At 72.2% G+C, this 24662-nt stretch carries 20 protein-coding genes; 12 read left to right on the top strand and 8 right to left on the bottom strand.

The features are described 5' to 3' along the window. Positions 1–26 precede the first annotated feature (26 nt). Positions 27–767: a FadR/GntR family transcriptional regulator gene (locus tag ACZ4AA_RS02060; RefSeq protein WP_467595092.1), complete on the bottom strand. Its 741-nt coding sequence runs from the start codon at positions 765–767 to the stop codon at positions 27–29. Between the two features lie 270 nt (positions 768–1037). Here ACZ4AA_RS02060 and ACZ4AA_RS02065 point away from each other — a divergent pair, with 270 nt between their 5' ends. Genes ACZ4AA_RS02065 through ACZ4AA_RS02085 form a run of 5 tightly spaced genes read left to right on the top strand, consistent with a single transcriptional unit; the run spans position 1038 to position 7714 of the window. Beyond that, the gene (locus ACZ4AA_RS02065; RefSeq protein WP_467593767.1) at positions 1038–2666 is read left to right on the top strand and encodes an ABC transporter substrate-binding protein; all 1629 of its coding nucleotides are present in this window, start codon (positions 1038–1040) and stop codon (positions 2664–2666) included. 18 nt (positions 2667–2684) lie between these two features. Beyond that, positions 2685–3647 carry an ABC transporter permease gene (locus ACZ4AA_RS02070; protein WP_467593770.1) on the top strand — a complete coding sequence of 321 codons (963 nt, stop codon included), beginning with the start codon at positions 2685–2687 and terminating at the stop codon, positions 3645–3647. Next, a complete protein-coding gene (locus ACZ4AA_RS02075; RefSeq protein WP_467593772.1) occupies positions 3644–5620 on the top strand; it encodes a dipeptide/oligopeptide/nickel ABC transporter permease/ATP-binding protein in 1977 nt (658 codons plus the stop codon). Before ACZ4AA_RS02070 ends, ACZ4AA_RS02075 begins: the two co-directional genes overlap by 4 nt. 31 nt (positions 5621–5651) lie before the next feature. Further along, positions 5652–6782, top strand: coding sequence for an oligopeptide/dipeptide ABC transporter ATP-binding protein (locus ACZ4AA_RS02080; protein ID WP_467593774.1), 1131 nt, complete (start codon positions 5652–5654; stop codon positions 6780–6782). Next, positions 6779–7714 carry a dihydrodipicolinate synthase family protein gene (locus tag ACZ4AA_RS02085; protein WP_467593777.1) on the top strand — a complete coding sequence of 312 codons (936 nt, stop codon included), beginning with the start codon at positions 6779–6781 and terminating at the stop codon, positions 7712–7714. The genes ACZ4AA_RS02080 and ACZ4AA_RS02085 overlap by 4 nt, the downstream gene beginning before the upstream one ends. Before the next feature lies 1 nt (position 7715). Here ACZ4AA_RS02085 and ACZ4AA_RS02090 read toward each other — a convergent pair whose 3' ends face one another. The 6 genes from ACZ4AA_RS02090 to leuA form a co-directional block, all read right to left on the bottom strand. Next, positions 7716–8930 carry a sialidase family protein gene (locus ACZ4AA_RS02090; protein WP_467593779.1) on the bottom strand — a complete coding sequence of 405 codons (1215 nt, stop codon included), beginning with the start codon at positions 8928–8930 and terminating at the stop codon, positions 7716–7718. A gap of 146 nt (positions 8931–9076) precedes the next feature. After that, entirely contained in the window at positions 9077–9742 is a 666-nt protein-coding gene (locus tag ACZ4AA_RS02095) for a response regulator transcription factor (RefSeq protein ID WP_467593782.1), read from the bottom strand. After that, positions 9739–10932 carry a sensor histidine kinase gene (locus ACZ4AA_RS02100; protein WP_467595095.1) on the bottom strand — a complete coding sequence of 398 codons (1194 nt, stop codon included), beginning with the start codon at positions 10930–10932 and terminating at the stop codon, positions 9739–9741. The genes ACZ4AA_RS02095 and ACZ4AA_RS02100 overlap by 4 nt, the downstream gene beginning before the upstream one ends. An 87-nt stretch (positions 10933–11019) precedes the next feature. Then, positions 11020–13095: an MMPL family transporter gene (locus tag ACZ4AA_RS02105; RefSeq protein WP_467593783.1), complete on the bottom strand. Its 2076-nt coding sequence runs from the start codon at positions 13093–13095 to the stop codon at positions 11020–11022. Positions 13096–13259: 164 nt separating this feature from the next. Next, positions 13260–13955 (bottom strand): TerB family tellurite resistance protein, encoded by a 696-nt coding sequence (locus ACZ4AA_RS02110; RefSeq protein WP_467593785.1) that lies wholly within the window; start codon positions 13953–13955, stop codon positions 13260–13262. 185 nt (positions 13956–14140) lie between these two features. After that, complete coding sequence (leuA, locus tag ACZ4AA_RS02115) at positions 14141–15892, bottom strand: 2-isopropylmalate synthase (protein WP_467593787.1); 1752 nt, start codon at positions 15890–15892, stop codon at positions 14141–14143. A 320-nt stretch (positions 15893–16212) separates the two neighbouring features. On the opposite strand from leuA, the gene ACZ4AA_RS02120 reads away from it, so the two are divergent. From ACZ4AA_RS02120 to ACZ4AA_RS02135, 4 genes are all read left to right on the top strand, one after another. After that, positions 16213–17283, top strand: coding sequence for a M4 family metallopeptidase (locus ACZ4AA_RS02120; RefSeq protein ID WP_467593793.1), 1071 nt, complete (start codon positions 16213–16215; stop codon positions 17281–17283). A 55-nt stretch (positions 17284–17338) separates the two neighbouring features. Continuing rightward, on the top strand, positions 17339–17605 hold the full coding sequence (locus tag ACZ4AA_RS02125) for a protealysin inhibitor emfourin (RefSeq protein WP_467593796.1): 267 nt from the start codon (positions 17339–17341) through the stop codon (positions 17603–17605). A gap of 117 nt (positions 17606–17722) precedes the next feature. Beyond that, positions 17723–19027, top strand: coding sequence for a GH1 family beta-glucosidase (locus ACZ4AA_RS02130; RefSeq protein ID WP_467593798.1), 1305 nt, complete (start codon positions 17723–17725; stop codon positions 19025–19027). Next, a complete protein-coding gene (locus tag ACZ4AA_RS02135; RefSeq protein WP_467593801.1) occupies positions 19024–20292 on the top strand; it encodes an MFS transporter in 1269 nt (422 codons plus the stop codon). Before ACZ4AA_RS02130 ends, ACZ4AA_RS02135 begins: the two co-directional genes overlap by 4 nt. A gap of 63 nt (positions 20293–20355) precedes the next feature. On the opposite strand, the gene ACZ4AA_RS02140 is transcribed toward ACZ4AA_RS02135, so the two are convergent. Beyond that, on the bottom strand, positions 20356–21234 hold the full coding sequence (locus ACZ4AA_RS02140; RefSeq protein ID WP_467593804.1) for an NAD-dependent epimerase/dehydratase family protein: 879 nt from the start codon (positions 21232–21234) through the stop codon (positions 20356–20358). Positions 21235–21353: 119 nt separating this feature from the next. Between ACZ4AA_RS02140 and ACZ4AA_RS02145 the strand changes: the two genes are divergently transcribed. From ACZ4AA_RS02145 to ACZ4AA_RS02155, 3 genes are all read left to right on the top strand, one after another. After that, a complete protein-coding gene (locus ACZ4AA_RS02145; protein ID WP_467593805.1) occupies positions 21354–22196 on the top strand; it encodes a helix-turn-helix transcriptional regulator in 843 nt (280 codons plus the stop codon). Positions 22197–22516: 320 nt separating this feature from the next. Further along, positions 22517–22993: a hypothetical protein gene (locus ACZ4AA_RS02150; protein WP_467593808.1), complete on the top strand. Its 477-nt coding sequence runs from the start codon at positions 22517–22519 to the stop codon at positions 22991–22993. 252 nt (positions 22994–23245) lie between these two features. Beyond that, on the top strand, positions 23246–24574 hold the full coding sequence (locus tag ACZ4AA_RS02155) for a beta-xylosidase (protein WP_467593810.1): 1329 nt from the start codon (positions 23246–23248) through the stop codon (positions 24572–24574). Positions 24575–24662 lie beyond the last annotated feature (88 nt).

Below are 24662 nucleotides of genomic sequence, written 5' to 3' on the forward strand. Positions count from 1 at the left end.
TCGGCCGGGGTGAGAGGGGTTTCCGGTCAGCTCACGCCGCGGGAGCCCTGGGCGGCCCGTGCCTCGATGCCCCGGAAGTGGTCGGCCATCGCGCGCCGTGCGCCCTCGACGTCGCGGACCCGCAGGGCGGTGAGGATGTCGCGGTGGCGGCGGGCCGTCACCTCCGGGGTGATGTCCTCGCTCCAGCCGCGCACCGCGGCGACCCGCCGGAAGACGGTCCAGAACGCGCCGAGCAGCTGGGGGACGAGCGGGTTGCCGAGCGAGGCGTACAGCAACTCGTGGAACTCGCTGTCGAGTTCGGGGAAGGAGCGGCCGTCGTCGCCCGCCATCTCCATCTCCGTGACGACGGCTTCGAGCCGGTCGAGCTCCTCTTCGGTCAGCACCTCGGCCACCCGGCTGATCAGCCCCTCCTCCAGCACCTCCCGGACCTGGAGGATCTCGGCCAGCGCCGCCGTCGGATCGTCCGGACGGGCGAGGGTGCGGAAGGTCAGTCCGTCGACGAACGGCGTCATGGACGCCTCACCCACATAGGTGCCGTAGCCGTGCCGGATCTCGACTATGTCGAGCGCCTGAAGGGCCTTGAGCGCCTCACGGACCGAGTTGCGGCTCACCCCGAGATCGTTCATCAGCTCGGTCTCGGTGGGCAGCGGCGCACCGGCCGGAAGTCCCTGGTCGAGGATCAGCTGCATGACCTCGCGCTGGATCTGACTGCTCACCCGGCGCTCGGGCCGGCGCCGGTTCCCGGTCTCCTCAGGCATGCGCCGCATCGTACGCTCGCTGGACATCGGACGTCCCACCTCCGGGCTGATTAAACGCCAAGTTCGGCCAACTGCCCCTGATTCTTACCGCCATTGGTCGCGCCAGTGGAAGATACGCCATTCGCGTGCGGGCCCTTGACCCCCTCCGCGGCCTTTCCTATGGTCGCGCTGCCCCCTATGACGTAGGACGTCGTATCTCCTGTGTCCCGGGCCCACCGCACCGACCGCTCCACCACCTCACCGGACCGTTCAACTGGACCACTCCTTGCTGGAGGAACCGTGCGCGACGTGAACCCCACTCCGACGCCGCACCGCCGTTCGTTCCTGAAGTACACCGGGGCCCTGGGCGCGGCCGCCGCCCTCTCCTCGACGCTCGGCGCCTGCTCGTCGGGACCGGAGTCGACGAACGACACCGGTGGTTCGGGCAGCGGGCGCGACGCCACGCTGACGGCCGTGATCGGCTACGGGAACGACGGCAGCTGGGACCCGACGCAGACCGCGTCCGCCTTCTCCATGGCCGCCAACAACCACATCTACGAGGGCCTGCTCGACACCGACCCGATCTCCCGCGAGCCCTATGCCGCGCTCGCCACCCAGGTGCCCGCCGACCTCACCGGCACCTCCTGGAAGTTCACGCTGCGGGCCGGTGCCACCTTCCACGACGGGAAGCCGGTCACCGCCGACGACGTGGTCTTCGTCTTCGACCGGATCCTCGATCCGAAGACCCAGACGCTCGCCAAGGGCTTCTTCGCCCCCTGGCTGAAGGACGTGCGCAAGATCGACGCGCGGAACGTCGAACTGGTCCTCAAGTTCCCCTTCCCCGAGGGGATCTCCCGGCTCACCCTGGCGAAGATCATGCCCCAGCACGTCTTCTCCCTGCCGGGCGCCTGGGACGACGCGATCAAGGGCAAGGCGGTCGGTTCGGGCCCCTACCGGCAGACCGCGCACCACCCGAAGTCCAACACGACCTTCGAGGCGTTCGCCGCCTACAACGGGCCGCGCAGGGCCGCCTTCAAGAAGATGAACTGGCTGACCATAGTGGACGCCGCGCCCCGCGTCGCGCGGATCTCCGGGGCGAGCGCGGGTGCCCAGATCGCCGACAACATCCCGTACGCCAACATCGCGCGGCTGCGGCAGGGCGGCATGACCGTCCAGGGCGGCGCGGGCATGAACAACCTGTTCCTGATGTTCAACACCCGGCACAAGCCGTTCGACGACGTCCGGGTCCGGCAGGCGCTGCACTACGCGATCGACACCGGCAAGATGGTCGAGGTCGCCCTCAGGGGACACGGGAAGCCGTCGAGTTCCTTCCTCAACGAGGCCAACCCCTCCTACCGGCCCGCGAAGACCGTCTACTCCTACGACCCGGAGAAGGCGAAGAAGCTCCTGAAGGCGGCCGGGGTCAAGGGCCTGAAGGTCGAGATCCTGTCGGTGAACGTCAGCTGGATCGTCGACTGCCTGCCGACCGTCAAGGCGTCCTGGGACGCGATCGGTGTCGAGACGACGCTGTCCCCGCAGGAGACCACGGCCGTGTTCACCAAGATGGACCAGAAGCAGGACTACCAGGTCGTCGCCGCCGCCTCGAACCCCAACCAGTTCGGCCTCGACGCCGACCTGATCATGCACTACAACTACGGCACCCAGAACCACTGGATGGGCTATGCCCGCTGGGCCGGCGACCCGGTCGCCAGGCAGCTCTTCAAGGACATGGACCGGGCGACCCGGGAACCGGACGCCGACAGGAAGAAGACGATGATCCAGGACTACATCGACGTCGTCGCCGAACAGGCCGTCCTCTACCCGGTCGTGCACAACGAGCTGATGACGGCGTGGAATCCGCGCCGCCTCTCGGGGATAAGGCCCCAGCCCTACCCGGGCATCAACCTGCTGCAAGCCAAGTGGGTCTAGGCGACGGGGAGTTCGTACGTGGTCGCCATCGTCAGGATCCTGCTGCGCCGGATCGCGCTGCTCGTACCGCTGATGCTCGGGATCGTCCTGTTCGTGTTCCTGGTGATGCGGTTCTCGGACGTCGACCCGGCGTCCGCGTTCTTCCAGGGCGCCAACCCGACCCCCGGGCAGCTGCACGACTTCAGAGAGCGGAACGGGCTGCTCGATCCGCTGCCGGTGCGGTACTTCCACTTCGTGGGTGACCTGCTGCACGGCGACCTGGGCACCAGCGCGCTGACCAGGGCGCCGGTCGTCGACCAGGTCACCACCGCGCTGCCGCTCACCCTCCAGCTCACCTTCCTGGGGCTCGGCATCGCGGTGGTGCTGGCGCTGCTCGGCGGGGTGACGGCCGCGATCCACCGCGACCGGCTGCCCGACCAGATCATCCGGGTGGTGTCCCTGACCGGGGTCGCGGCACCCGGATTCTGGCTGGCCCTGCTGATGATCCAGTACCTCGCCGTCGGCCAGGGCTGGTTCCCGACCGGCGGCTACGTCAACCCGGCCGACTCGCTGACCGGCTGGCTGAAGACCATGGCGCTTCCGGCACTCGCGCTGTCCCTGCCGGTCGCCGCCCAGCTCACCCGGATCGTCCGGACCTCCGTGGTCGAGGAGCTCGACAAGGACTACGTCCGCACCGCGATCGGCAGCGGACTGCCGCCCCGGGTGGTCGTCGGCCGCAACGTCCTGCGCAACGCCCTGATGAATCCGCTCACCGTGCTGGGGCTGCGCGTCGGCTATCTGCTGGGCGGGGCGGTCGTCATCGAGACGATCTTCTCGCTGCCCGGCATGGGCAAGCTGATGATCGACGCCGTGCAGAACGGGGACCCGGCGGTCGTGCAGGGCGTCGTCCTCACCACGGCCATCGGCTTCGTGGTCGTGAACCTCGTCATCGACATCCTGTATCTGCTGGTCAACCCACGACTGAGGGAAGCGACCCGATGATCACGCGGAAGGAACTGGCAGAGGCCCTGGCCCGGCCCGGTGTCCGGCTGCGCGGCCTGCGCAGACTGCCGCCGCTGTCCAGGATCGCGGTCTGCTTCCTGGCCGTGGTCCTGGTGGTGGCGGTGTTCGCCCCGCTGCTCGCGCCGGACGACCCGCTCGACCAGCAGCCCCAGACCGACGGCACCGGGCATCCCACGACCGCACACTGGATGGGGCAGGACAGCCTCGGCCGGGACATCCTCAGCCGCCTGATGTACGGGGCGCGCTGGTCCCTGGCCATCGGTCTCGGCGCCACCGCGCTCGCCCTGGTCGTGGGCGCGCTGCTCGGCGCGCTCGCCGCGACCTCGCGCAAGGAGGTCGACGAGACGCTGATGCGCTCCCTGGACGTGGTGATGGCGTTCCCCGGGATCGCGCTCGCCGCAGTGCTCGTCGCGGTGTTCGGCGGCGGGATCACCGTCCTGATCTGCGCGATCGCCTTCCTGTTCACCCCGCCCGTCGCCCGCGTCGTACGGGCGAACGTCCTGGCCCAGTACGGGGAGGACTACGTCACCGCCGAGCAGGTGATCGGCGCCCGCACCCCGCACATCGTCCTGCGGCACGTGGCCGTCAACTGCGCGGCCCCGGTCCTGGTGTTCTGCACCGTGCAGGTCGCCGAGGCCATCGTGTTCGAGGCCTCGCTGTCCTTCATCGGCGCGGGGGTACGGCCCCCCGACCCGTCCTGGGGCAGTGTCATCGCGGACGGCAAGAACATGGTGCTGACCGGCGGCTGGTGGGCCACCGTCTTCCCGGGCCTGCTGATGCTCCTCACCGTGCTGTCGCTGAACATCCTCTCCGAGGGCGTCTCCGACGCGTGGGCCGCGCCGGCCGCCCGCGAGGTGTCCGTGCCGCCCGCCGAGGACCGGCTCGAAGCCCCGGAGCCAGGCAGCGGCACGGTGGTCGAACTGCCCGGTCTGGCGCGGGCCGCGGCCCGGCTGCGCGCACGGGCCCGGCCGCCGGTCACGGGCGGGCAGCCCGTGCTGGCCGTCGAACGGCTGGCCATCGGCTTCGCGGACCGGCACGCCGGAGTGGACATCGTCGACGGCATCAGCTTCGAGGTGTACCCCGGTGAAGTCCTGGGCCTGGTCGGCGAGTCGGGCTGCGGGAAGTCGCTGACGGCCCTGACCGTGATGGGCCTGGAGCCGAAGGGCGCGCGGGTACGCGGCCAGGTCCGCTTCCGGCAGCGGCAGCTGGTCGGCGAGCCGATGCGGGTACGGCGCCGGCTGCTCGGCCACGAGATGGCGATGGTGTACCAGGACGCCCTGTCGTCCCTGAACCCGGCGATGACGATCAGGGCGCAGCTCAAGCAGGTGATACGGCGGGGCGGCCGGCGCACGGCGGGCGAACTCCTCGTCCTGGTCGGCCTCGATCCCGAGCGCACCCTGCGCAGCTACCCCCACGAGCTGTCCGGGGGCCAGCGCCAGCGGGTGCTGATCGCGATGGCGCTGTCCCGGGAGCCCGCGCTGATCGTCGCGGACGAACCGACCACGGCGCTGGACGTGACGGTCCAGGCTCAGGTCATGGAGCTGCTGCTGAGGCTGCGGGCGGAACTGGACTTCGCCCTGGTCCTGGTCTCGCACGATCTGGCGCTGATCTCGGCGGTCACCGACCGGGTGGTCGTGATGTACGGCGGCCAGATCGTCGAGACGGGGGTGACGGCGGACCTGGTGGAGTCCCCGGCGCACCACTACACCCGCGGGCTGCTCGGCAGCGTCCTGTCCCTGGAGTCGGCGGCGGAGCGCATGACGCAGATCAGGGGGGTCGTCCCCTCCCCCGCGGATTTCCCGGCCGGCTGCCGGTTCGCGAACCGGTGCCCGATGGCGGACGAGACGTGCCGGAGGACGGCGCCCGACCTCGTCGGCCCCCGCACCCACACGGCAGCCTGCCACCATCCGGCCGTCGACCTGGTGACCACGGAGAGCGAGGCCGTGACGTGATGATCCTCCCGGCGGCGGCCGGAGCCGTCGCATGACCGGGCCGCTTCCCGGGGCCGCCGTCCGTCCGGCGGACGCGCTCGTGCGGCTCACCGACACGCACGTCGTCCACAAGGCGCGCAGTGGCGGTGTGTTCACCCGGGACCGGGTGTACGCCCTGACCGGCGCCGATCTCACCGTCGCGCCCGGCGAGACGATCGGGGTCGTCGGCGAGTCGGGCTGCGGCAAGTCGACGCTCGCGAAGGTGCTGGTGGGGGTGCAGCGGCCGACGTCCGGCACGGTGACGTTCGGTGGCCGTGATCTGTGGTCCCTGCGACCGGACGAGCGGCGCACGGCTGTCGGGGCCGGCACGGGCATGATCTTCCAGGACCCGTCGACGGCCCTGAACCGCCGGCTGCCCGTGCACCGGATCCTGCGCGACCCGCTGGATGTGCACCGGCGCGGCAGCGCCGTCGAACGCGCCGACCGGGTGCGGGAGTTGATGTCCCTGGTCGGTCTGCCCTGGGCCCTCGCGGACGCGCTGCCCGGCCAGCTCTCCGGCGGTCAGCGCCAGCGCGTGGCGATCGCCCGCGCACTGGCGCTGGACCCCGGCCTGGTGGTGGCCGACGAGCCGACGAGCGCGCTGGACGTGTCGGTGCGCGCGCAGATCCTCAACCTGCTCCTCGATCTGAGGGAACGTCTGGGCCTGGCCCTGGTGTTCGTGTCCCACGACATCCAGACGGTGCGACGGATGAGCGACCGGGTGATCACGATGTACCTCGGGCGGATCGTCGAGGAGTGCCCGGCGGGGGAGGTCACCGAGGGGTCCCGTCACCCGTACACCCGGGCGCTGTTCTCGGCGACGCCCGGCCTGCTCGACCCGGTCGAGCCGATCCCGCTGACGGGGCCCGTCCCCTCGGCGACGCGCCCGCCGAGCGGCTGCCCCTTCCGTACCCGGTGCTGGCGGGCGGACGAGGAGTGCGCGACCCGGATGCCGGAGTTCACGGCCACGTCGGCCCCCGGGCACCGCTTCCGGTGCCACCATCCTGTGGAGGAGGGCCGGCCCACGCGCACCCTCGTCGCGCAGGCGGAGTCCGCGCGGACCGGGTCCGCCGCGGAGGCCGCCACGGGGGCCGCCGCCCCGGCCGACGTTCCGCCCCAGCAGCACATCAGGGAGTCTTCATGACCTTGCCCGCCCCGCTGACCGGTGTCGTACCGCCCGTCTGCACGCCCCTGACACCGGACCGCGAGGTGGACGTCCCGTCGCTCACCCGGCTGATCGACCACCTCGTGAACGCCGGGGTGCACGGTCTGTTCGTCCTCGGCTCGACGTCCGAGGTGGCCTATCTGACCGACGCGCAGCGCAGGCTGGTGGTGGAGACGGCGGCGGGGCACGTCGGCGGTCAGCTCCCCGTCCTGGCCGGCGCCATCGACATGACGACGCCCCGCGTCCTGGACCACGCGCGCACCGCCCGGGCCGCGGGCGCGGACGCGATCGTCGTCACGGCCCCCTTCTACACCCGCACCCATCCCGTGGAGATCGCCCGCCACTTCCGTCTCGTCGCCGCCCGCGCGGGGCTGCCCGTCTTCGCTTACGACCTGCCGGCCTCCGTCCACAGCAAGCTGAGCCCCGACGTGGTCCTCGAACTCGCCGCCGACGGCGTCCTCGCGGGCCTCAAGGACTCCAGCGGCGACCTCGGCGGCTTCCGCACGGTCGTCACCGGTGCCCGTACGCGGCCCGGCATCGACGGCTTCACCGCGCTGACCGGCTCCGAGGTGGTCGTCGACGCGGCGCTGGCCCTAGGCGCGGACGGCGTCGTCCCCGGTCTGGCCAACGTGGACCCGGTGGGCTACGTCCGGCTCTACGAACTGTGCGCGGCGGGTGACTGGGCGCGGGCGCGGGCCGAACAGGAGCGGCTGTGCGAGCTGTTCGGTCTGGTGGGCGTCGGCGACCCGGCCCGGATGGGCGGCAGCTCCTCGGCGCTCGGGGCCTTCAAGGCCGCGCTGCGCCTGCGGGGCGTCATCGACTGCCCCGCGACGGCGGAACCCCAGGTGCCGCTGTCGCCGGGCGAGGTCGAGCTCGTCGGGAAGTATCTGGCGTCGGCGGGACTGCTCTGAGCTACCCGAGGAGACCGCCGACCGGCAGGCGCCGGAACGCGATGGACTCGTACGGGCCCGTGTCACCGGTCTCGTAGAGGATGCCGACCCGGGAGGAGCCGAGCTGGACCAGGTCCGAGTAGGCGGCCGGCCGCGTCGAGAGGGTGGTGGCCTTCACGAAGTCGGCGCCGGCGCTCGTGCTGCGCCAGACGGCCATGGACCGGCGGGCGGTGGGGACGGAGGGGCCCGAGAAGAGGAGCGGGGCGCGGCGGCCCGTCGGCTGGAGGACACTTCCCTGGACGACGGGGACGTCGTCCAGGGCTGACTGGACGGTGAACGGACGGTCCAGCGTCTCGCCGCCGTCGCCGGAGTACGCGTCGAGGCGGTTGCCCGGACGGGTGCCGTTCTGGTCGCGCGAGGTGAAGTAGAGCCGCCCGTCGGGGAGTTCGGCAACCGAGCTCTCGTTGGCGTTGTCGAGTCCGTCGTAGGTGTCGTCGACGAAGCCGAGCCGCCAGGTGCGCCCGCCGTCGTCGCTGTAGAGCGCGTGCGCCCCGTAGTACCTGGCCTCCTGGCCGGTGTCGGAGGAACCGGCGGGCGGGGCCGCGGAGTGGTCGGCGGGCACGACCAGGCGCCCCGCGTGCGGTCCGTGGCGCAGGGCGATCGCGTGGCCCGGCCCGGTGGCGTACCAGCGCCAGCCAGGCCGCTTCACCTCGCCGGTGATCTCCCGCGGGTCGGTGAAGTGCCGCCCGTCGTCACGGCTGGTCTGGACGAAGACGCGCCGGCCCCGTTCCGCCGTCACCTCGCCCCGCATGATCTGCGCCTCGGTCACGGCACCGCCGTTGTAGCACGTGAGCAGGACGATCCGGCCGGTTCCGGGGTCCACCACGGGCGCCGGGTTGCCGCGGGTGTCCCCGTCCCCCGAGGCGACGACCCGCAGCGGGCCCCAGGTGCAGCCGCCGTCGGAGGAGCGCCTGAGGACGACGTCGATGTTCCCGGTGTCGCCCGCCCCGCTGTGCCGCCCCTCGGCGAAGGCGAGCAGCGTGCCGGCCCCGGTCGTGACGGTCGCGGGGATGCGGTAGGTGTCGTAGCCGTCCTGGCCCGCGGTGTACGGGACCGAGGAGGCGCAGCCCCCGCCGCCGCCCCGGGGCGCGGCGGAGGCGGTGCCGCCGGTGGCGACGAGGGCGGTGAGGAGTCCGGTGGCGGCGGCGAACGCGAGCGTCTGGCTCCTGCTGGTCATGGCGCTCCCTGGACTGCGTCGGCCGTGTCGGCCGTGTCGGCTGCGTCGGGCATCGATCGTGAACATGGGACGTGGGATGTCCGTGCGTCTAATGTGCCCCGGGGCCCACGGCGATACCCATGGCCACAGCACCCGGTGGTGGATCGTCAGGCCCCCGGGGTCACCAGGCCCGACTCGTACGCCACGATGACCAGCTGGGTCCGGTCGCGGGCGCCCAGTTTGCCCATGATGCGGCTGACGTGGGTCTTGGCGGTGAGCGGGCTGAGCCCCAACGCGGCCGCGATCTCGGTGTTGTTGAGGCCGCGGGCGACCAGGGTGAGCACCTCGCGCTCGCGGTCGGAGAGCCCCTCGGGACCGCCCGGCGTGAGCGCGGGGGCGGACGGGGCGCGCAGGAAGCGGGCCACCAGACGGGCGGTGGGCCCCGGCGAGAGCAGGGCGTCCCCGGCGGCCACCGTGCGGATCGCGTCGAGGAGTTCGGCGGGCCTGGTGTCCTTCACCAGGAAGCCGGAGGCACCCGCGCGCAGCGCCTCCACGACGTGCTCGTCGGTGTCGTACGTGGTGAGCACGAGCACCCTGACCCGGGCGAGGTCCTCATCGGCGGCGATGAGCCGGGTCGCCTCGATGCCGTCCAGGTCGGGCATGCGGATGTCCATCACGACCAGGTCGGCGCGCCCGGAGCGGGCCAGCTCGACGGCCTCCCGGCCGGTGGCCGCCTGTCCGACCACCTCCATGTCCCGCGCCGACTCCACGAGCATGGCGAACGCGGCCCGTACGAGGTGCTGGTCGTCGGCGAGGACCACGCGGATGGTCATCGCGTCCCGCCCTGAAGGGGCAGTACCGCCACCACGGCGAATCCCCCCTCCTCCCGTGTCCCGGTCTCCAGCGTGCCGCCCACGCTGCGGGCCCGCTCCCGCATGCCCACCAGGCCGAAGCCGGGCGGACCGCCCGTGTCGCCGAGGCCGTCGTCCGTGACCCGCACCCGCAGCGCCAGGCCGTCCGTGCCCAGGTCCACGCGGACGCTCGCCCCGGGGCCCGCGTGCCGTACCGCGTTGGTCAGCGCCTCCTGGACGATGCGATAGGCGGCGGCGCCCACGGCGGAGGGAACGCCGTCGGCTCCCACCGCGGCCGGCGGCTCCACCTCCGTACCCGCCGCGCGGGCCGCCGCCACCAGGTCGGGGACCCCGTCGAGGCCGGGCAGCGGCCCCCGGCCGTCGCCGGCGCCGTGTTCGGAGTCGCGCAGCACCTCCAGGGTGGTCCGCAGTTCGCCGCGGGCGCTGCGGCAGGTCCCGGAGATGTCGTCGAGGGCCTTGGCGACGGCCGTCCGGTCGAGCCGGTCGGGGTCTGCGGTCAGGACGTGGGCGGCGACGGAGGTCTGCACCCCGATGAGGGTGATGCTGTGGGCGAGCAGATCGTGCAGGTCCCGGGCGATGCGCAGCCGTTCCTCGGCGACCCGGCGGCGGGCCTCCTCCTCGCGGGTGCGTTCGGCGCGCTCGGCCCGTTCGACGACCGAGGCGACGTACTGCCCGTGCACCCGGACGTACACCCCGAGCACGATGAACGCGACGATCCAGCCGGCGACGCGCAGTGCCTGTGTGCCCTCGGCGGTGCCCTGCGCGAACTTGACCGTGAGCATGATGCCGATGACCCCGCAGCCGATGACCAGGGAGCGCGGCGGGCTCCCGGTGACGGCGACGGTGAACAGCGCGGTCATCGAGACGAGCAGCGGCGCGCTGTGGTCGAAGTCGAGCGCGTGGTACGGGGCGACGCAGGCGACGAGGGCGAGGAACGCGGCGAGCGGGGCACGCCGCCGGAAGATCACCGCGAGGTGCGCGCCGGTCAGCAGGGTCCAGCCGAGCGCGTCGGCGTGCCGGCCGCCGGTGTGCACGGTGAGCTCCACGGTGGCGTCGGCGGCGAGCAGCACGGCGGCGAGCAGCGCGTCCTCGCGCAGGACCCGCGCCGGGTCGGTGTTCCCCCGGTGTCCGAGACCGGTGAGGTGCAGCATGCGTTCGACGTCCACCGCTTCATCTTCCGTGAGGGGGCGCCCCGCCGGGAGGCGGGGGCGCCCGTTGCCGGTCGTCCGGTGTGCGGCTCAGCCGACGGGGAGGGGGTCCGGCCGTCCGGCCGCCTCGGGGTCCGGTTCGCGGGAGAGGCCTCCCGGCCACCACATCGTCCGTCCCAGTGCCACGCTCGCGCTGGTCACCAGGTACGTACGGACGAGGAAGGTGTCGAGGAGCACCCCGGCCGAGATGACGAAGCCGAGCTCGACCAGTTGGAGGAGGCCCATGTTCGTGAGCACCGCGAAGGTGGCCGCGAGGACGAGGCCGGCCGAGGCGATCACGCCCCCGGTGGTGCGCAGCGCGGTCAGCGCGGCGGCGGCCGGTTCGGCGCCGGAGAGGGACTCCTCGCGCATCCGGTGCATGAGGAAGATCCCGTAGTCGACGCCGAGGGCGACCAGGAACACGAAGGACAGCAGGCCGAGGCCGGGGTCGGTGCCCGCGAACCCGAGCAGGGGGCCGAAGACGAGACCGCCGATGCCCAGGGCCGCGCCCCACACCGCGATGACGGCGGCGACGAGCAGCAGGGGCGCCACGAGGGAGCGCAGCAGCAGGACGAGGATCAGCAGCACCGAGACGAGCACGATCGGTACGACGACGAGCCGGTCGCGGGCGTCTGTGTCCTGGAGGTCGATCTGCTGGGCGCTCGGGCCGCCCACGTACGATCCGCCGAGGTCCGCGCGCAGGGCCCTGATCGTGGCGGTCTCGGCCGCCGACTGCGGGGCGCCGCGCGCGATGACGGAGATCTCCGTCCAGCCCCCGCCGCTGCGTCCGCGCACCGCGCTCGCGACCCCGGTGTGGCCGCGTACGGCAGACAGCGTCGCGTCGGCCCGTCCGGTGGGGGTGATCACGGTGATCGGCCGGGTGCCCCGCCCGGGGTAGGCGCGGGCGAGGGTCTCCATCGCGGTGACCGAGTCGGGCCGGTGGGCGAAGGAGTCCTGCTGCTTGAGCGGTCCCGGCAGGTTCAGTGTGCCGAGGGCGAGGGCCCCGAGCAGGGCGGCTCCGCTCGCCAGGACGACCAGTGGCCTGCGGCCCGCGGAGGACCCCATGGCGGCGAACAGGCTCCGCCGCTGCCGGGGTTCGCTGCCGTGGGCCGGGACGAGCGGCCAGAACACCCGCCGCCCGAGCAGGACGAGCACGGCGGGCAGGAGGGTCAGCATGGCCAGGAGAGCGCAGAGCACGCCGACGGTGCCGGTCGGGCCCATGCCCCGGCTGCTGTTGAGGTCGGCGGCGAACAGGCAGAGCAGTCCGGCCGCGACGGTCCCTGAGGAGGCGAGCACGGCGGGTCCGCAGCCACGCAGAGCCTCCTTCATGGCGTCGTAGGGGCGCTCCACGCGCCGCAGTTCCTCCCGGTAGCGGGAGATGATCAGCAGGGCGTAGTCGGTTCCCGCGCCGAAGACGAGGATCGTCATCACGCCCGTGCTCTGGCCGGAGACGCTGGTGCCGAACGCCTGGTGCAGGCCGTAGGTGACGCCCATCGACAGGTAGTCGGCCACACCCGCGACGGCGAGCGGGACGAGCCAGAGCAGCGGGCTGCGGTAGATGAGGATCAGCAGGAGGGCGACGACCGCGACGGTGGTGTAGAGCAGCGGTCCGCCGAGGGAGTCGTAGACCTCGCCCGCGTCGGTGGCCAGGGCCCCGGGCCCGCCGACGACGACGTTCATCCCGGCGGAGTCCCGGGCGAGGTCACGGACGCCGTTCACGAACGCGTCGCGCTTCTTCTCGTCGGTGCCCGGCGCGGTGGAGGCGAGGGGATACATCAGGGTGGTGCCGTCGGGGGACGGCACGGCCCTCGGGGTGGCGGTGAGCGGGTTCGCCCGGGTGATCGCGGCGACCTGGCGGGCCGCGGTGTCCCGGTCGGCCGGTCGCAGGCCCCCGTCGCGGTGGTAGACGAGCACCAGCTCGGTGACCTCCCCGCCGGGCAGCCGGTCCTCGATCCGCGCGGCCCGGGTCGAGTCGGCGCTCGACGGCAGATAGTCGACGGCGCCGTCGTGCCGCACGTCCGACAGCTTCGCCGCGAACGGCCCGACGGCGGCGAGCAGCCCGACCCACAGGGCGAGCACCGCCCACGGCACGGCCCGCCATCGCGTACGTGTTCCTCCGGGCCCCATGGACAGGGCCTCCCTTCGGTCCGGATGTCTGTTTCCCGTTCCAGACTTCCGGTCCGGCGGCCGCCTTTCGTCGCCCGCGGGAGCGAGCCGGGCCCTACTGCGCCGGGTGTGCAGCGGCGGCCGTTACTCCCCGGGGAGTACCGCGGCGGTGCGCGGCGGGGCCGCTACGACGGGGTGCGGGCCGTGGCCAGGAGGCGGGTCACGTCGTCCGAGCAGATCGTCAGGGCCGCGCCCACGGTGGCGAGGGCGTCCCGCTCGGCCGGGGTGTACGGGCCGTCGGCGAGGGCGATGCGGGCGCCCTGGAGGAGGATCGCCTCGCGGCCGGTCGCGGCGAGGTGCGGGGCCAGCGGGTCCAGGGCCTCGTGGAGCTCTATGGCAAGGCTCGCTCCGCAGGGCTCGCCGAGGAAGCGGCCCGTGTCGGCGGCGAGGGCGTCGACGAGGGCGCCCAGCTGGTCCTCGGTGCAGTCCTCGAAGCCCGCCGAGCGGACGGTCGCGGCGGCGGTCTCCAGGGACGAGCGGGCGCAGCAGCCGCCCGCGGCGAGGACCGCGAGGGCGACGGTGTGGACGGCGTCGCGGAGCATCGCGGAGAAGCGGGTGGTGGTGGGGTGGTCCAGGACGTCGGCGCCGTAGTGGCTGCGGCAGGCCGCGCATTCGACGACGGGCCCCGTCTCCCCGCGCGGGAGGACGGGAACACCCAGAAGGGTGAAGCGGCGCCGGCCGGTGAGCCGCTCGTAGTTGCGGTCGCCGCCGCAGCCGGGGCAGAAGAACTCCCCGTCGCCCACGGTGCTCCACGCCGTACGGGTGCCCAGGATGCGGGGAACCTGAACTGCACGACCGTTTCGTCCCCATCCTGGCAGCACGTCGCACACCTCCGTAACGCCACGGCAACATCGCCGCGCTGGCGTGATGTTAGCCACATTGTTGAGGTGTAGTCAGTACCTGCGACGAGACCTGCTTGTGACCTGCACACGAATTGGCCGGGACACGACCCGGCCCCGCCCGCCTCGAAAGGCGGACGGGGCCGGAAAGGACCAGGTGGGAGAGGTCAGCGGGCAGCGCGGTTGACCGCGGAGACGACGGCCTTCAGCGAGGCGCGTGTCGTGTTCGCGTCGATGCCGATTCCCCACAGAACCTTGTCGCCGATCGCGCACTCGATGTAGGACGCGGCCTGCGCGGAGGCGCCCTCGCTCATCGTGTGCTCCTGGTAGTCCAGCAGGCGTACGTCGATGCCGATGGACTGGAGGGCGTCGAAGAAGGCGGAGATGGGACCGTTGCCGGTACCGGTCAGGACGGTGTCCCGGCCGTCGACGGTGGCCTCGACCTTCAGCGTGTCCACGCCGTCGGTGTCGGTGGTCGACTGGCCCGTGCGGACCTGGATGCGGCCCCAGGCGTTGTCCGGGTTCGGCAGGTACTCGTCCTCGAAGGTCGCCCAGATGTCCTTCGGGGTGACCTCGCCGCCCTCGGCGTCGGTCTTCGCCTGGATGATCTTCGAGAACTCGATCTGCATCCGGCGCGGCAGGTCCAGCTTGTGGTCGTTCTTCAGGACGTACGCGATACCGCCCTTGCCGGACTGCGAGTTGACCCGGATGACGGCCTCGTAGGAGCGGCCGACGTCCTTGGGGTCGATGGGCAGGTACGGGACGGCCCACTCGATGTCGTCGACGGTGACGCCCTTGGCCTTCGCCTCGGCCTCCATCGCGTCGAAGCCCTTCTTGATGGCGTCCTGGTGGGAGCCGGAGAAGGACGTGTAGACCAGGTCGCCCGCGTACGGGTGGCGCGGGTGGACCTCCATCTGGTTGCAGTACTCCCACGTACGACGGATCTCGTCGATGTCGGAGAAGTCGATCTGCGGGTCGACGCCCTGGGAGAACAGGTTCATGCCCAGGGTGACCAGGTCGACGTTGCCGGTGCGCTCGCCCTGGCCGAACAGGCAGCCCTCGACCCGGTCGGCGCCGGCCATCAGCGCCAGTTCGGCGGCGGCGACGGCGGTGCCGCGGTCGTTGTGGGGGTGGATCGACAGGCAGACGTACGCGCGGCGGGACAGGTGGCGGCCCATCCACTCGAAGCGGTCCGCGTGCGTGGAGGGGGTCGAACGCTCCACCGTGGCGGGCAGGTTGAGGATGATCTCGCGGCCCGGGCCGGGCTGCCAGACGTCCATGACCGCCTCGCAGACCTCCAGGGCGAAGTCCAGCTCGGTGTCGGTGAAGATCTCGGGGCTGTACTGGTACCCGAACTCGGTCTCGGGGCCCAGCAGTTTCTCCGCGTACTCGACGACCAGACGCGTGCCGTCGACCGCGATCTGCTTGATGTCGTCCTTGGAACCGCGGAAGACCACGCGGCGGAAGACCGGGGCGGTGGCGTTGTACAGGTGCACGTTGGCGCGCTTGGCGCCCTTCAGCGACTCGACGGTCCGCTCGATCAGGTCCTCGCGGGCCTGGGTCAGTACGGAGATCGTCACGTCGTCCGGGATCGCGGTCTCGTCCTCGATGATCGAGCGGACGAAGTCGAAGTCCGTCTGGCCCGACGCCGGGAAGCCGACCTCGATTTCCTTGTAACCCATCTTCACCAGCAGGTCGAACATCTCACGCTTGCGCGCGGGCGACATGGGGTCGATCAGGGCCTGGTTGCCGTCGCGCAGGTCCGTGGAGAGCCAGCGGGGGGCGACGGTGATCCGGTTGTCCGGCCAGTTCCGGTCGGGGATGTCGACCTGGTCGTACCGGCCGTACTTGTGGACCGGCATCGACGTGGGCCGCTGACGGTTGATACGGGCGTGCTGGCTTGTCTGGCTGTCCGCCATGATGCGTAGGCTCCTCAGGATGTCCGGAAGGACGGCCGACGGCGCAACGCCAGACTCCGCGGGGAGGGGGTCGGCCTCGACTACAGGCCCTCGCCGCGGCAGCTAAGGAGAAGCAGCCCGAAACGCATGATGCTCCGCAGCCTAGCGGAGCCTCGCTCCGTGCGGAGGGCCGTATCAGTATGCGGGATCGCATGCCCCGAAAGGGACAAAAAGTGCGCCATACCACTTCCATGCGGAACCGCAGGCTCCTTATCGCCCCATTTCACCAATCATGGTTGCACGTAGTGACAACGAGATCACGCAGTGCAAGGGTGCCGGGCATGACGACCAACGGGGGCTTCGAGCCCGTCCACTGCACCATCGTGCCGCCCCACGTCCTCGACAAGCTCGCCCAGCACGAGGACCCCGCGCTCTCCGGTCCCGCGCGCCAGACCCTGGAGCGCGACGCGTACGAGCGCACCCACCGCCGGCTGACCACCGTCATCGGCGCGCCCGCCGTCGCCGCGCCCGCGGGGACCGGCGCCCCCGCGCCGCACCGCACGATCTACGACGCCCGCCACCGTCAGGACCTCCCCGGCAAGAAGGTCAGGGCCGAGGGCGACAAGCCGGGCAAGGACGCGACCGTCAACCGCGCCTACGCCGGCCTCGGGGCGACCTTCGACCTGTACCTGAACGCGTATCAGCGCACCTCGATCGACGGCGAGGGCCTGCCGCTGGACGCCAGCGTGCACTTCGACACGCACTACAACAACGCCTTCTGGAACGGCGAGCAGATGGTGTTCGGCGACGGGGACGGCGAGATCTTCCTCGACTTCACCATCCCGGTCGACGTCATCGGGCACGAACTGACCCACGGCGTCACGCAGTACACGGCGAACCTCACCTACTACGGCCAGTCCGGCGCCCTGAACGAGTCCATGTCGGACGTCTTCGGCTCGCTGATCAAGCAGTACACGCTCGGCCAGACCGCCGCCGAGGCCGACTGGCTGATCGGCGCCGGACTGCTCGCCCCGCGGGTCACCGGCACCGCCCTGCGTTCCATGAAGGCTCCCGGCACCGCGTACGACGACGACGCGCTCGGCAAGGACCCGCAGCCCGGGACCATGGACGGCTATGTGAGGACCGACCGCGACAACGGCGGCGTCCACATCAACTCGGGCATCCCCAACCACGCCTTCTACCTCGTCGCCGGCGCCCTCGGCGGCCACGCCTGGGAGCGGGCCGGACAGATCTGGTACGACGTGCTGACCGGTGGCGAACTCCCGCAGCAGGCCCTCTTCTCGGACTTCGCGCGGCTCACCCTCGCCGCGGCGAGGACCCGGTACAACGACGGGGAGGAACTCCTGGCCGTGACGAAGGCCTGGGAACAGGTCGGGGTGCCGTCCGCGTAGGCCCGGCGGAAAGCGCCATAGCCCCCGGCGCCCGACTCGTACTAGACAGGACCCCATGCATATCGAAGTGCGGCGTACGGGCGGGTTCGCGGGCATCGAGCGCCGTGCCGAGGTGGACACCTCGGCACGGCCCGACGCCCCCGAGTGGCGCGCCCTGGCCGAACGGGCGCTCGCCGCCGGACACAGCACGCCCCCGGCCGGCGTCCCGGACGGCTTCAGCTACGAGATCACCGTGGACGGCAGGACCGTCCACGCCGCCGACCCGAGGCTCACGGACGACCAGCGCGAGCTGATCTCCCGGGTGCTGAAGGAGGGGGCTTGAGGCAGGGGCCCGAGGGAGGCGTGTGAGCTGGGCCCGAAGGCGGGGTGCCGAAGGCCCCCGGCCACGGGTTCACGCCGCACCGTTGACTTCCGTTACCGCAGGTACGGATGATCGCGCATGGCGACGATCCCTCTCCCCCAGTTCCCCTCCGGCTTCCTCTGGGGCGTGTCCACCTCGGCCCATCAGATCGAGGGCGCGGTGGACGAACGCGGTCCCTCGGTGTGGGACACCTTCACGGCCGCGCCCGGACACATCAAGGACGGCTCCACGGCGGCGGTGGCCTGCGACCACGTCCACCGCTACCCCGAGGACGTGGCGCTGCTGGCCGGCCTCGGCGTGGACGCGTACCGCTTCTCCGTCTCCTGGCCCCGGGTGAACTCCCCCGGCGGCCTCGACTTCTACGACCGCCTGGTCGACGCGCTGTGCGCGGCGGGCGTACGGCCCGTGCCGACCCTCTTCCACTGGGACCTTCCGGCGGAACTGGACTGGATGGACCGGGACACCGCCGAGCGGTTCGCGGAGTACACCTCGGTCGTCGCCGGACGCCTCGGCGACCGCGTCAAGAAGTGGATCACCCTCAACGAGCCCGCCGAGCACACCCTGCTGGGGCACGCGCTCGGCGCCCACGCCCCCGGCAGACAGCTCCTGTTCGACGCTCTGCCGGTGGCCCACCACCAGCTCCTGGCCCACGGTCTGGCCGTACGGGCCCTGCGCGCGGCCGGGGCGGGCGACATCGGGATCGCCAACTCGCACGGCCCGACCTGGGCGGCCTCGGACCGCACCGAGGACGTCGAGGCTGCCGACTTCTACGACCTGCTGCTCAACCGGCTCTTCGCCGACCCCGTCCTGCTGGGCCGCTACCCCGACGGCATCGCCGAACTGATGCCCGGTGACGTCGAGTCGGACCTGAAGATCATCGGCGAGCCGGTCGACTGGTACGGGATCAACTACTACCAGCCGACGAAGGTGGGCGCCCCCGAGGGCGCGGAGATCGAGTTCGGCGGACTCACCCTGCCCGCCGAACTGCCGTTCACCGTCAAGGAACTGGAGGGGTACCCGGTCACCGACTTCGGCTGGCCGGTCGTGCCCGAGGCCCTCACCGAGCTGCTCACCGGCTTCCGCGAGCGCTACGGCGACAGGCTCCCGCCGGTCGTCATCACCGAGAACGGCTGCTCGTACGAGGGCGTCGACGACCAGGAGCGGATCACCTTCCTGGACGGTCATATACGGGCGCTGCACGGGGCGTTGGAGCAGGGCGTCGACGTCCGCGGCTACTTCGTGTGGTCCCTGATGGACAACTTCGAGTGGGCGGAGGGGTACCAGCGCCGCTTCGGCCTCGTGCACGTGGACTACGACACCCTGGAACGGACCCCGAAGGCCTCGTACGCCTGGCTGCGGGACGCCCTGCGGGCACAGAGATGACCGCGGCCGACGCCGCCGTTCCCCTGCCCGCGTCCGCGCTCGCCGAGCCCGTCGAACGGGTAGGCCGGGGCTGGACGTCCGCGCTCTCGCTCGCCAACGGGGCGATCTGGGTGGGCTGGTACGGCCCCCTCCAGATCCTCCTCGCCTCCCAGGCGGAGGACTTCGCGACCGGCTCCGGCATGTCCAAGGAGACGATGCTGGCCTGGGTGACGGGCGCGGGCGCGGTCGTCTCGCTGGTCGCCAACCCGCTCTTCGGCGCGCTGTCCGACCGGACGACCGCGCGATGGGGCCGACGGACTCCGTGGATCGTGGCCGGAGCGGCCGGCGGCGCGCTGTCCCTGCTGCTGCTCGCGGGCGCGGGCGGCGTGTGGACGATGGCGGCGGGCTGGTGCCTGGTCCAGCTGACCCTGAACGCCGCGTTCGCCGCGGTCACCGCGGCGGTGCCCGACCGGGTGCCGCGGCTCCAGCGCGGCAGCGTCGGCGGCTGGCTGGGCGCGGCGCAGATCCTCGGCGTGGTCGGCGGCACCGGGCTCGCGACGGTGGCCGGGGGCACCGGCGGCGGCTACGCGGCGTGCGCGGTGTTCACCCTGGTCGGCGTCCTGCCGTACGTCGTGCGCTTCGAGGACCTGCGGCTGCCCGCGTCGGCCCGGCCGCCCTGGTCGGGGCGGGAGTTCCTCGCCTCCTTCCGGCTGAGTCCGCGCGAGCACCCCGACCTGGCCTGGGCCTGGCTGACCCGCTTCCTGATCAACCTCAGCAACGCCCTCGTGCTGCTGTACCTGCTCTACTACCTGCGCGACCGGCTCCACCTCGACGACCCCGAGCAGGGGGTTCTCGTCCTCACCGCCGTGAACGGGATCACGCTGCTCGCCACGGTCGTGGTGGGCGGAGTGTGGTCGGACCGGCTGGGGCGCCGCAAGCCGTTCGTGATCTGGTCCGGCGTGCTGATGGCGGTGGCCACGGCGGCACTGGCCGGCTGGCAGACCTGGCCCGGCGCGATCGCCGCCGCCGCCGTCCTCGGCATCGGCTTCGGGGTCTTCACCTCCGTGGACTTCGCCCTGATGACCGACGTCCTGCCCAAGGCCCTCGACCGCGGCAAGGACCTCGGCGTCATCAACATCGCCAACGCCCTCCCCCAGGTCGCGGCCCCGGTCCTGGCCGCCCCGATCGTGACGTATCTGGGCGGGTACCGGGTCCTGTACCTGATCTCGGCGGTGATCGGGCTCGCGGGGGCGGTGCTCGTGGTGCGGATCAAGGGGGTGGACTGAACCGGCGGCGGCCCGAACCGGCGGCGCTCCCGGGCAGGCTCCGGGAGAGGGCCGCCGGGCAGGTCACAGGGCGCCGGCGTCGCGAGCCGTCCACAGGGACGGGTACACCGGGCGGAAGCCCAGGTCGTGCCGGATGCGGTCGGTGGACACGATGCCGTTCCAGGGGTCGGGGTCGGTGCGCTCGTACAGGGCGGGCGGCACCTCGACGCCGTTGATCCGGTGCAGGTCGACGGTGGTGACGGGGGCGTCGTCGGCGATGTTGTAGACCGGGGTGCCGCCCACGGCGGGGGCGTGGAGCAGCCGGAGCAGGCCCTGGGCGACGTCCGCGTGGTGGACCATCTGAAGCCGCTGGGTGGCGGCCCACCGCCCGGCCCACCGCAGTGAGGCGGCGAGGTGCGGGTCGCCCTCCCCGTACACGAAGGGCAGGCGGCCGATCCGGACCTCCATGTCCGTGTCCAGGGCGAGCAGGCCGAGCTCGGCCTCCGCCTTGGAGGCCGGATAGGCACCCCACATCTCGCCGCCGGGCACGCTCGGGTCGTCCTCGGTGAGCGGGCGGCCCCGGCCGGTCCCGTACACCAGGTTGGTGCTGACCTGGACGAACCTGCGCACCCCCGCGGAGGCGGCGGCGCGGCCCAGTTCCAGCGCCGCGTCGCGGTTGACCGCCCAGGCCTCGTCGTCCGGAACGCCGCGGAAGGCGGCCGCGATGTTCACCACCGCGTCCACTCCCACCAGGGCCTTTCCCAGCGTCTCCGGGTCGCGCAGGTCCCCGACGGCGATCTCGGGACCGAGGCCGGTCGGACCGGTGAGCCCGGCCAGGGCCGCCGCCCTGGACTCGTCGCGGACCAGGATCCTCGCCCGGTCACCGGCGGGCGCCGCTCGCAGCAGGCGGGGGACGAATCGGCGTCCGACCTCGCCGGTGGTTCCGGTCACCAGTGTCAGCATGATGTGTTCCTCTCGTCGGCCTCCACCGTCCCCCCGTGCCGGACGGGGCGGGAGAGACCTCCTGATCCAGGGATCGGCGGTCCCTGGATAAGACCGGCGGGACGCGTCACCCTGGAGAGGTGGACCGACCCGGGACAGCCGACTTCCTGCGCCGTGGCCGAGCCCGTCTGGAGCCCTCCGACGTGGGGCTCCCGGCCGGCTCCCGGCGCCGCACCCCCGGCCTGCGCCGCGAGGAGGTGGCGGCGCTCGCGGGCATGTCCGTGGACTACTACACCCGGCTGGAGCAGTCCCGCGGACCCCGCCCCTCCCGTCAGATGCTGGGCGCCCTGGCGCGGGCGCTGCGGCTCACCGGCGACGAGCGGGACCATCTCTTCCATCTGGCCGGCGAGGAACCGCCCCGCGCCCCGGGCGCCTCCTCGCACGTGCGCCCGGGGCTGCTGCTGATCCTCGACCGGCTGCACGACGCGCCCGCCCAGGTCGTGACCGACTTCGGCGAGCTGCTCGCGCAGAACGCGATGGCGGCGGCGCTGACGGGCCAGGCCGAACCGGGGCGCAATCTCGTACGCCGGTTCTTCACCGACCCGGCCGCCCGGTCCCTCTTCCCGCCCGAGGACCGCGCCGGGCACGCCCGCTCCCATGTCGCCAACCTGCGCGCGGTCACCGCGGCCCGCCCCACCGACCCGGCCCCGGCCGCGCTGGTGGCCGAACTCCGCGCCACGAGCGAGGAGTTCGCCGAGCTCTGGGAGTCCCACGAGGTCGCCGTGCGGCGCTCCGCGACGAAGCGGTTCCTGAACCCCACGGTCGGCCTGCTGGAACTCGACTGCGAGATCCTGCTCAGCTCCGGGGACAACCAACTCCTGGTCGTCCACACGGCACGCCCCGGCACCGAGTCCCACGAGCGTCTGCGGCTGCTGCGCGTGGTGGGCCTCCAGGACCTCGCTCCCGCCACCGGCCGGCGGTGACCTCCCGGGCCGGGGCGCCCGATCACCAGAGGCCCGGCTACCCGGGTCCAACTTCGGCCATTCTTCAGCACCGTCGAAGGGGCCGGCCCGCTTCTCTTGTCATCGCAAGGCACCCGCGCCTCAATGGAACCGCACATTCCGACGGACCGTCGGACACGCCTCCGCACGGCGTGCCGCACCCCACGAGCGGACGGTCCGCGTACACGTCTCCCCGCACCCTCACCGGCACGAAGGTGAGGAGCCCGTGTGCCCGGACCAGGGCGGACGGCTCCGTCCCGACCATCCCCACATGGCAATTCCCCACAAGGGAAGGGATTTCGATGAGAGGCAAGCGACTCGCAACGGTCTCGGCGTTAGCCGCCGGCACCCTCGCCGCGGCCGGTCTGGCCTTCGCGCCGGCCGCCGCGGCCGTCACTCCCCAGACGGCCACCGTCAACGCGACCTGCACCATCGGTGGCGGCGGCGCGGCCACCCTCACGGCCACCCAGAACGGCACGGCCGCGACCATCACCCTCAGCTCCACCGCCATCACGGCACCGATCCCGATCGCCGCGAACTCGGTCACCTCGACGCTCTCCCTGGTGAACGCGAGCGGCGGGACCACCGCCTTCACCGGCAAGAAGAACCCCGCGATGGCCATCGGCGGCGGGGTGTCGGTGGGCCCCCTCGACGGCACCGTCGCCTCCGGCGACAGCCTGGAGTTCTACGGCGGCTCCCTGAAGATGACCATCTTCGGCATCACGATCACCTGTACGGCGGACGCACCGCAGTCCCCGGGTCCGTTCGTGTTCGACTGATCCACCCCGCCCCGACGTGAAGAGGGCCGGTGCCGCCCGCGCGCAGCGACACCGGCCCGGCTCCCCCGCAGTCTCGACACCGGCGACAACTCCGCCCCCTGCAAGCCGAGTTGCCGACCATGACAGAAACTGATGGGCCATCAGTCGCTGCGCCGGGACTCCCTTGACTTCTCGCACGACCGGCACATCAATGTCCCCCTGGCGGCGCAGACGAGCCGCTGCGCCCGCATCCCTCAGGAGGGGGCAACAGCCATGTCAACCACGGGTCCGACAACCCGAAGACGCCGCCTCGCGGCACTGCTCGGGGCGACCGTGCTCGCGCTCACCGCGGGAGGTGCGCTGGCCTCCCCGGCCGGCGCCGCTGCCGTGAACGTGGACTTCGCCACGCACTGTATTCCGCCGGCGATCGCGGGCCTCCCCCCGATCGACGGCACCACCACCGCGAAGATCACGGTGGACAACGCGAGCCCCAAGGTCGGCGACACCGTCACCGTGACCTACACGGTGGTCACACCCGCCGCGAGCAACCCCACCGACCTCGCCCTGCCGGCCGACATCATGACGCCGACCGGCAAGGTCACCGTCGGTGGTGCGCAGACGGGCAGTGTCACGGTCGCGGGGCCGAAGAAGAACGACCCGGTGCCGGGACGGGGCGCCTTCCCGTCGTTCTCCATGACCGGCACGTTCACGGTCACCGCTCCCGGCGCGATCACCCTCTCGCCGGGCGACTACAACATCCACACCAGCTACATCCTGGAACTGGACACCCCGTGCACGGTCACCAACCCGCCCGCCCCGGTGTCGGAGACCGTCACCGCGACCGGCGGAGGACAGACCAACACCCGGGCCATCCAGCTAGGTTCGGCCTCCGGCAACCCCGGTGACAGCGTGACCGTCACCGGCAGCGACTTCACCCCGGGTGCCAGCGTCACCCTCGCCGGACGGTCCGGGTCCACCCAGACCGCCGACACGGCGACCGTGACCGCGAACGCCCAGGGCTCCTTCAGCGGCTCGCTCGTCGTCAACGACAAGACGACGACCGGCGTGGTCGCGTACGAGGGAGGAAGCTGGAACGCGGACACCGGAGCGGGTCCCGCGGCGTACGTCGTCATCGACAACACGCCCGTCCCCGACGGCAGTCAGAAACTCACCACCACGGTGAGGGCGGGAACGCTGTCGATGACCCAGGCCGGGGACGCCGTCGCGCTGTCGGCGGTCGACTACGGCAAGGGCGGCGCCTCCACGGGCGCGCTCCAGACGGTGACGGTAAAGGACTTCCGCGGCGGACCCGCGGGCTGGTCCCTGACCGGCAAGGTCACCGACTTCACCGGCCCCGGCGCGAAGATCGGCGCCGGTGCCCTGAGCTGGACCCCGGCCTGCTCCACCAAGGCCGGCAGCCCGAGCACCTGCCAGGCCGGCTCGTCCGGCACGGTGGGCACCTCGGGGGCGACGCTGGCGTCCACCCCCAACGGGGCGCTCACCGGCGGTGAGTTCACCGTCGACGCCGGACTGTCGCTGAACGTGCCGGAGTTCACGCCCCCGGGCACCTACTCCGGTGTGCTCACGCTGACGCTCAGCTGACCGGTCCGCCACTCGACCGGTCTTCCGCACCCCGGTGGCCGGGCGCGCACCCGCCCGTCCACGCAGGGGCTGTCACGACGACAGCCAT

This window comes from Streptomyces sp. NPDC024698 (assembly GCF_055559015.1).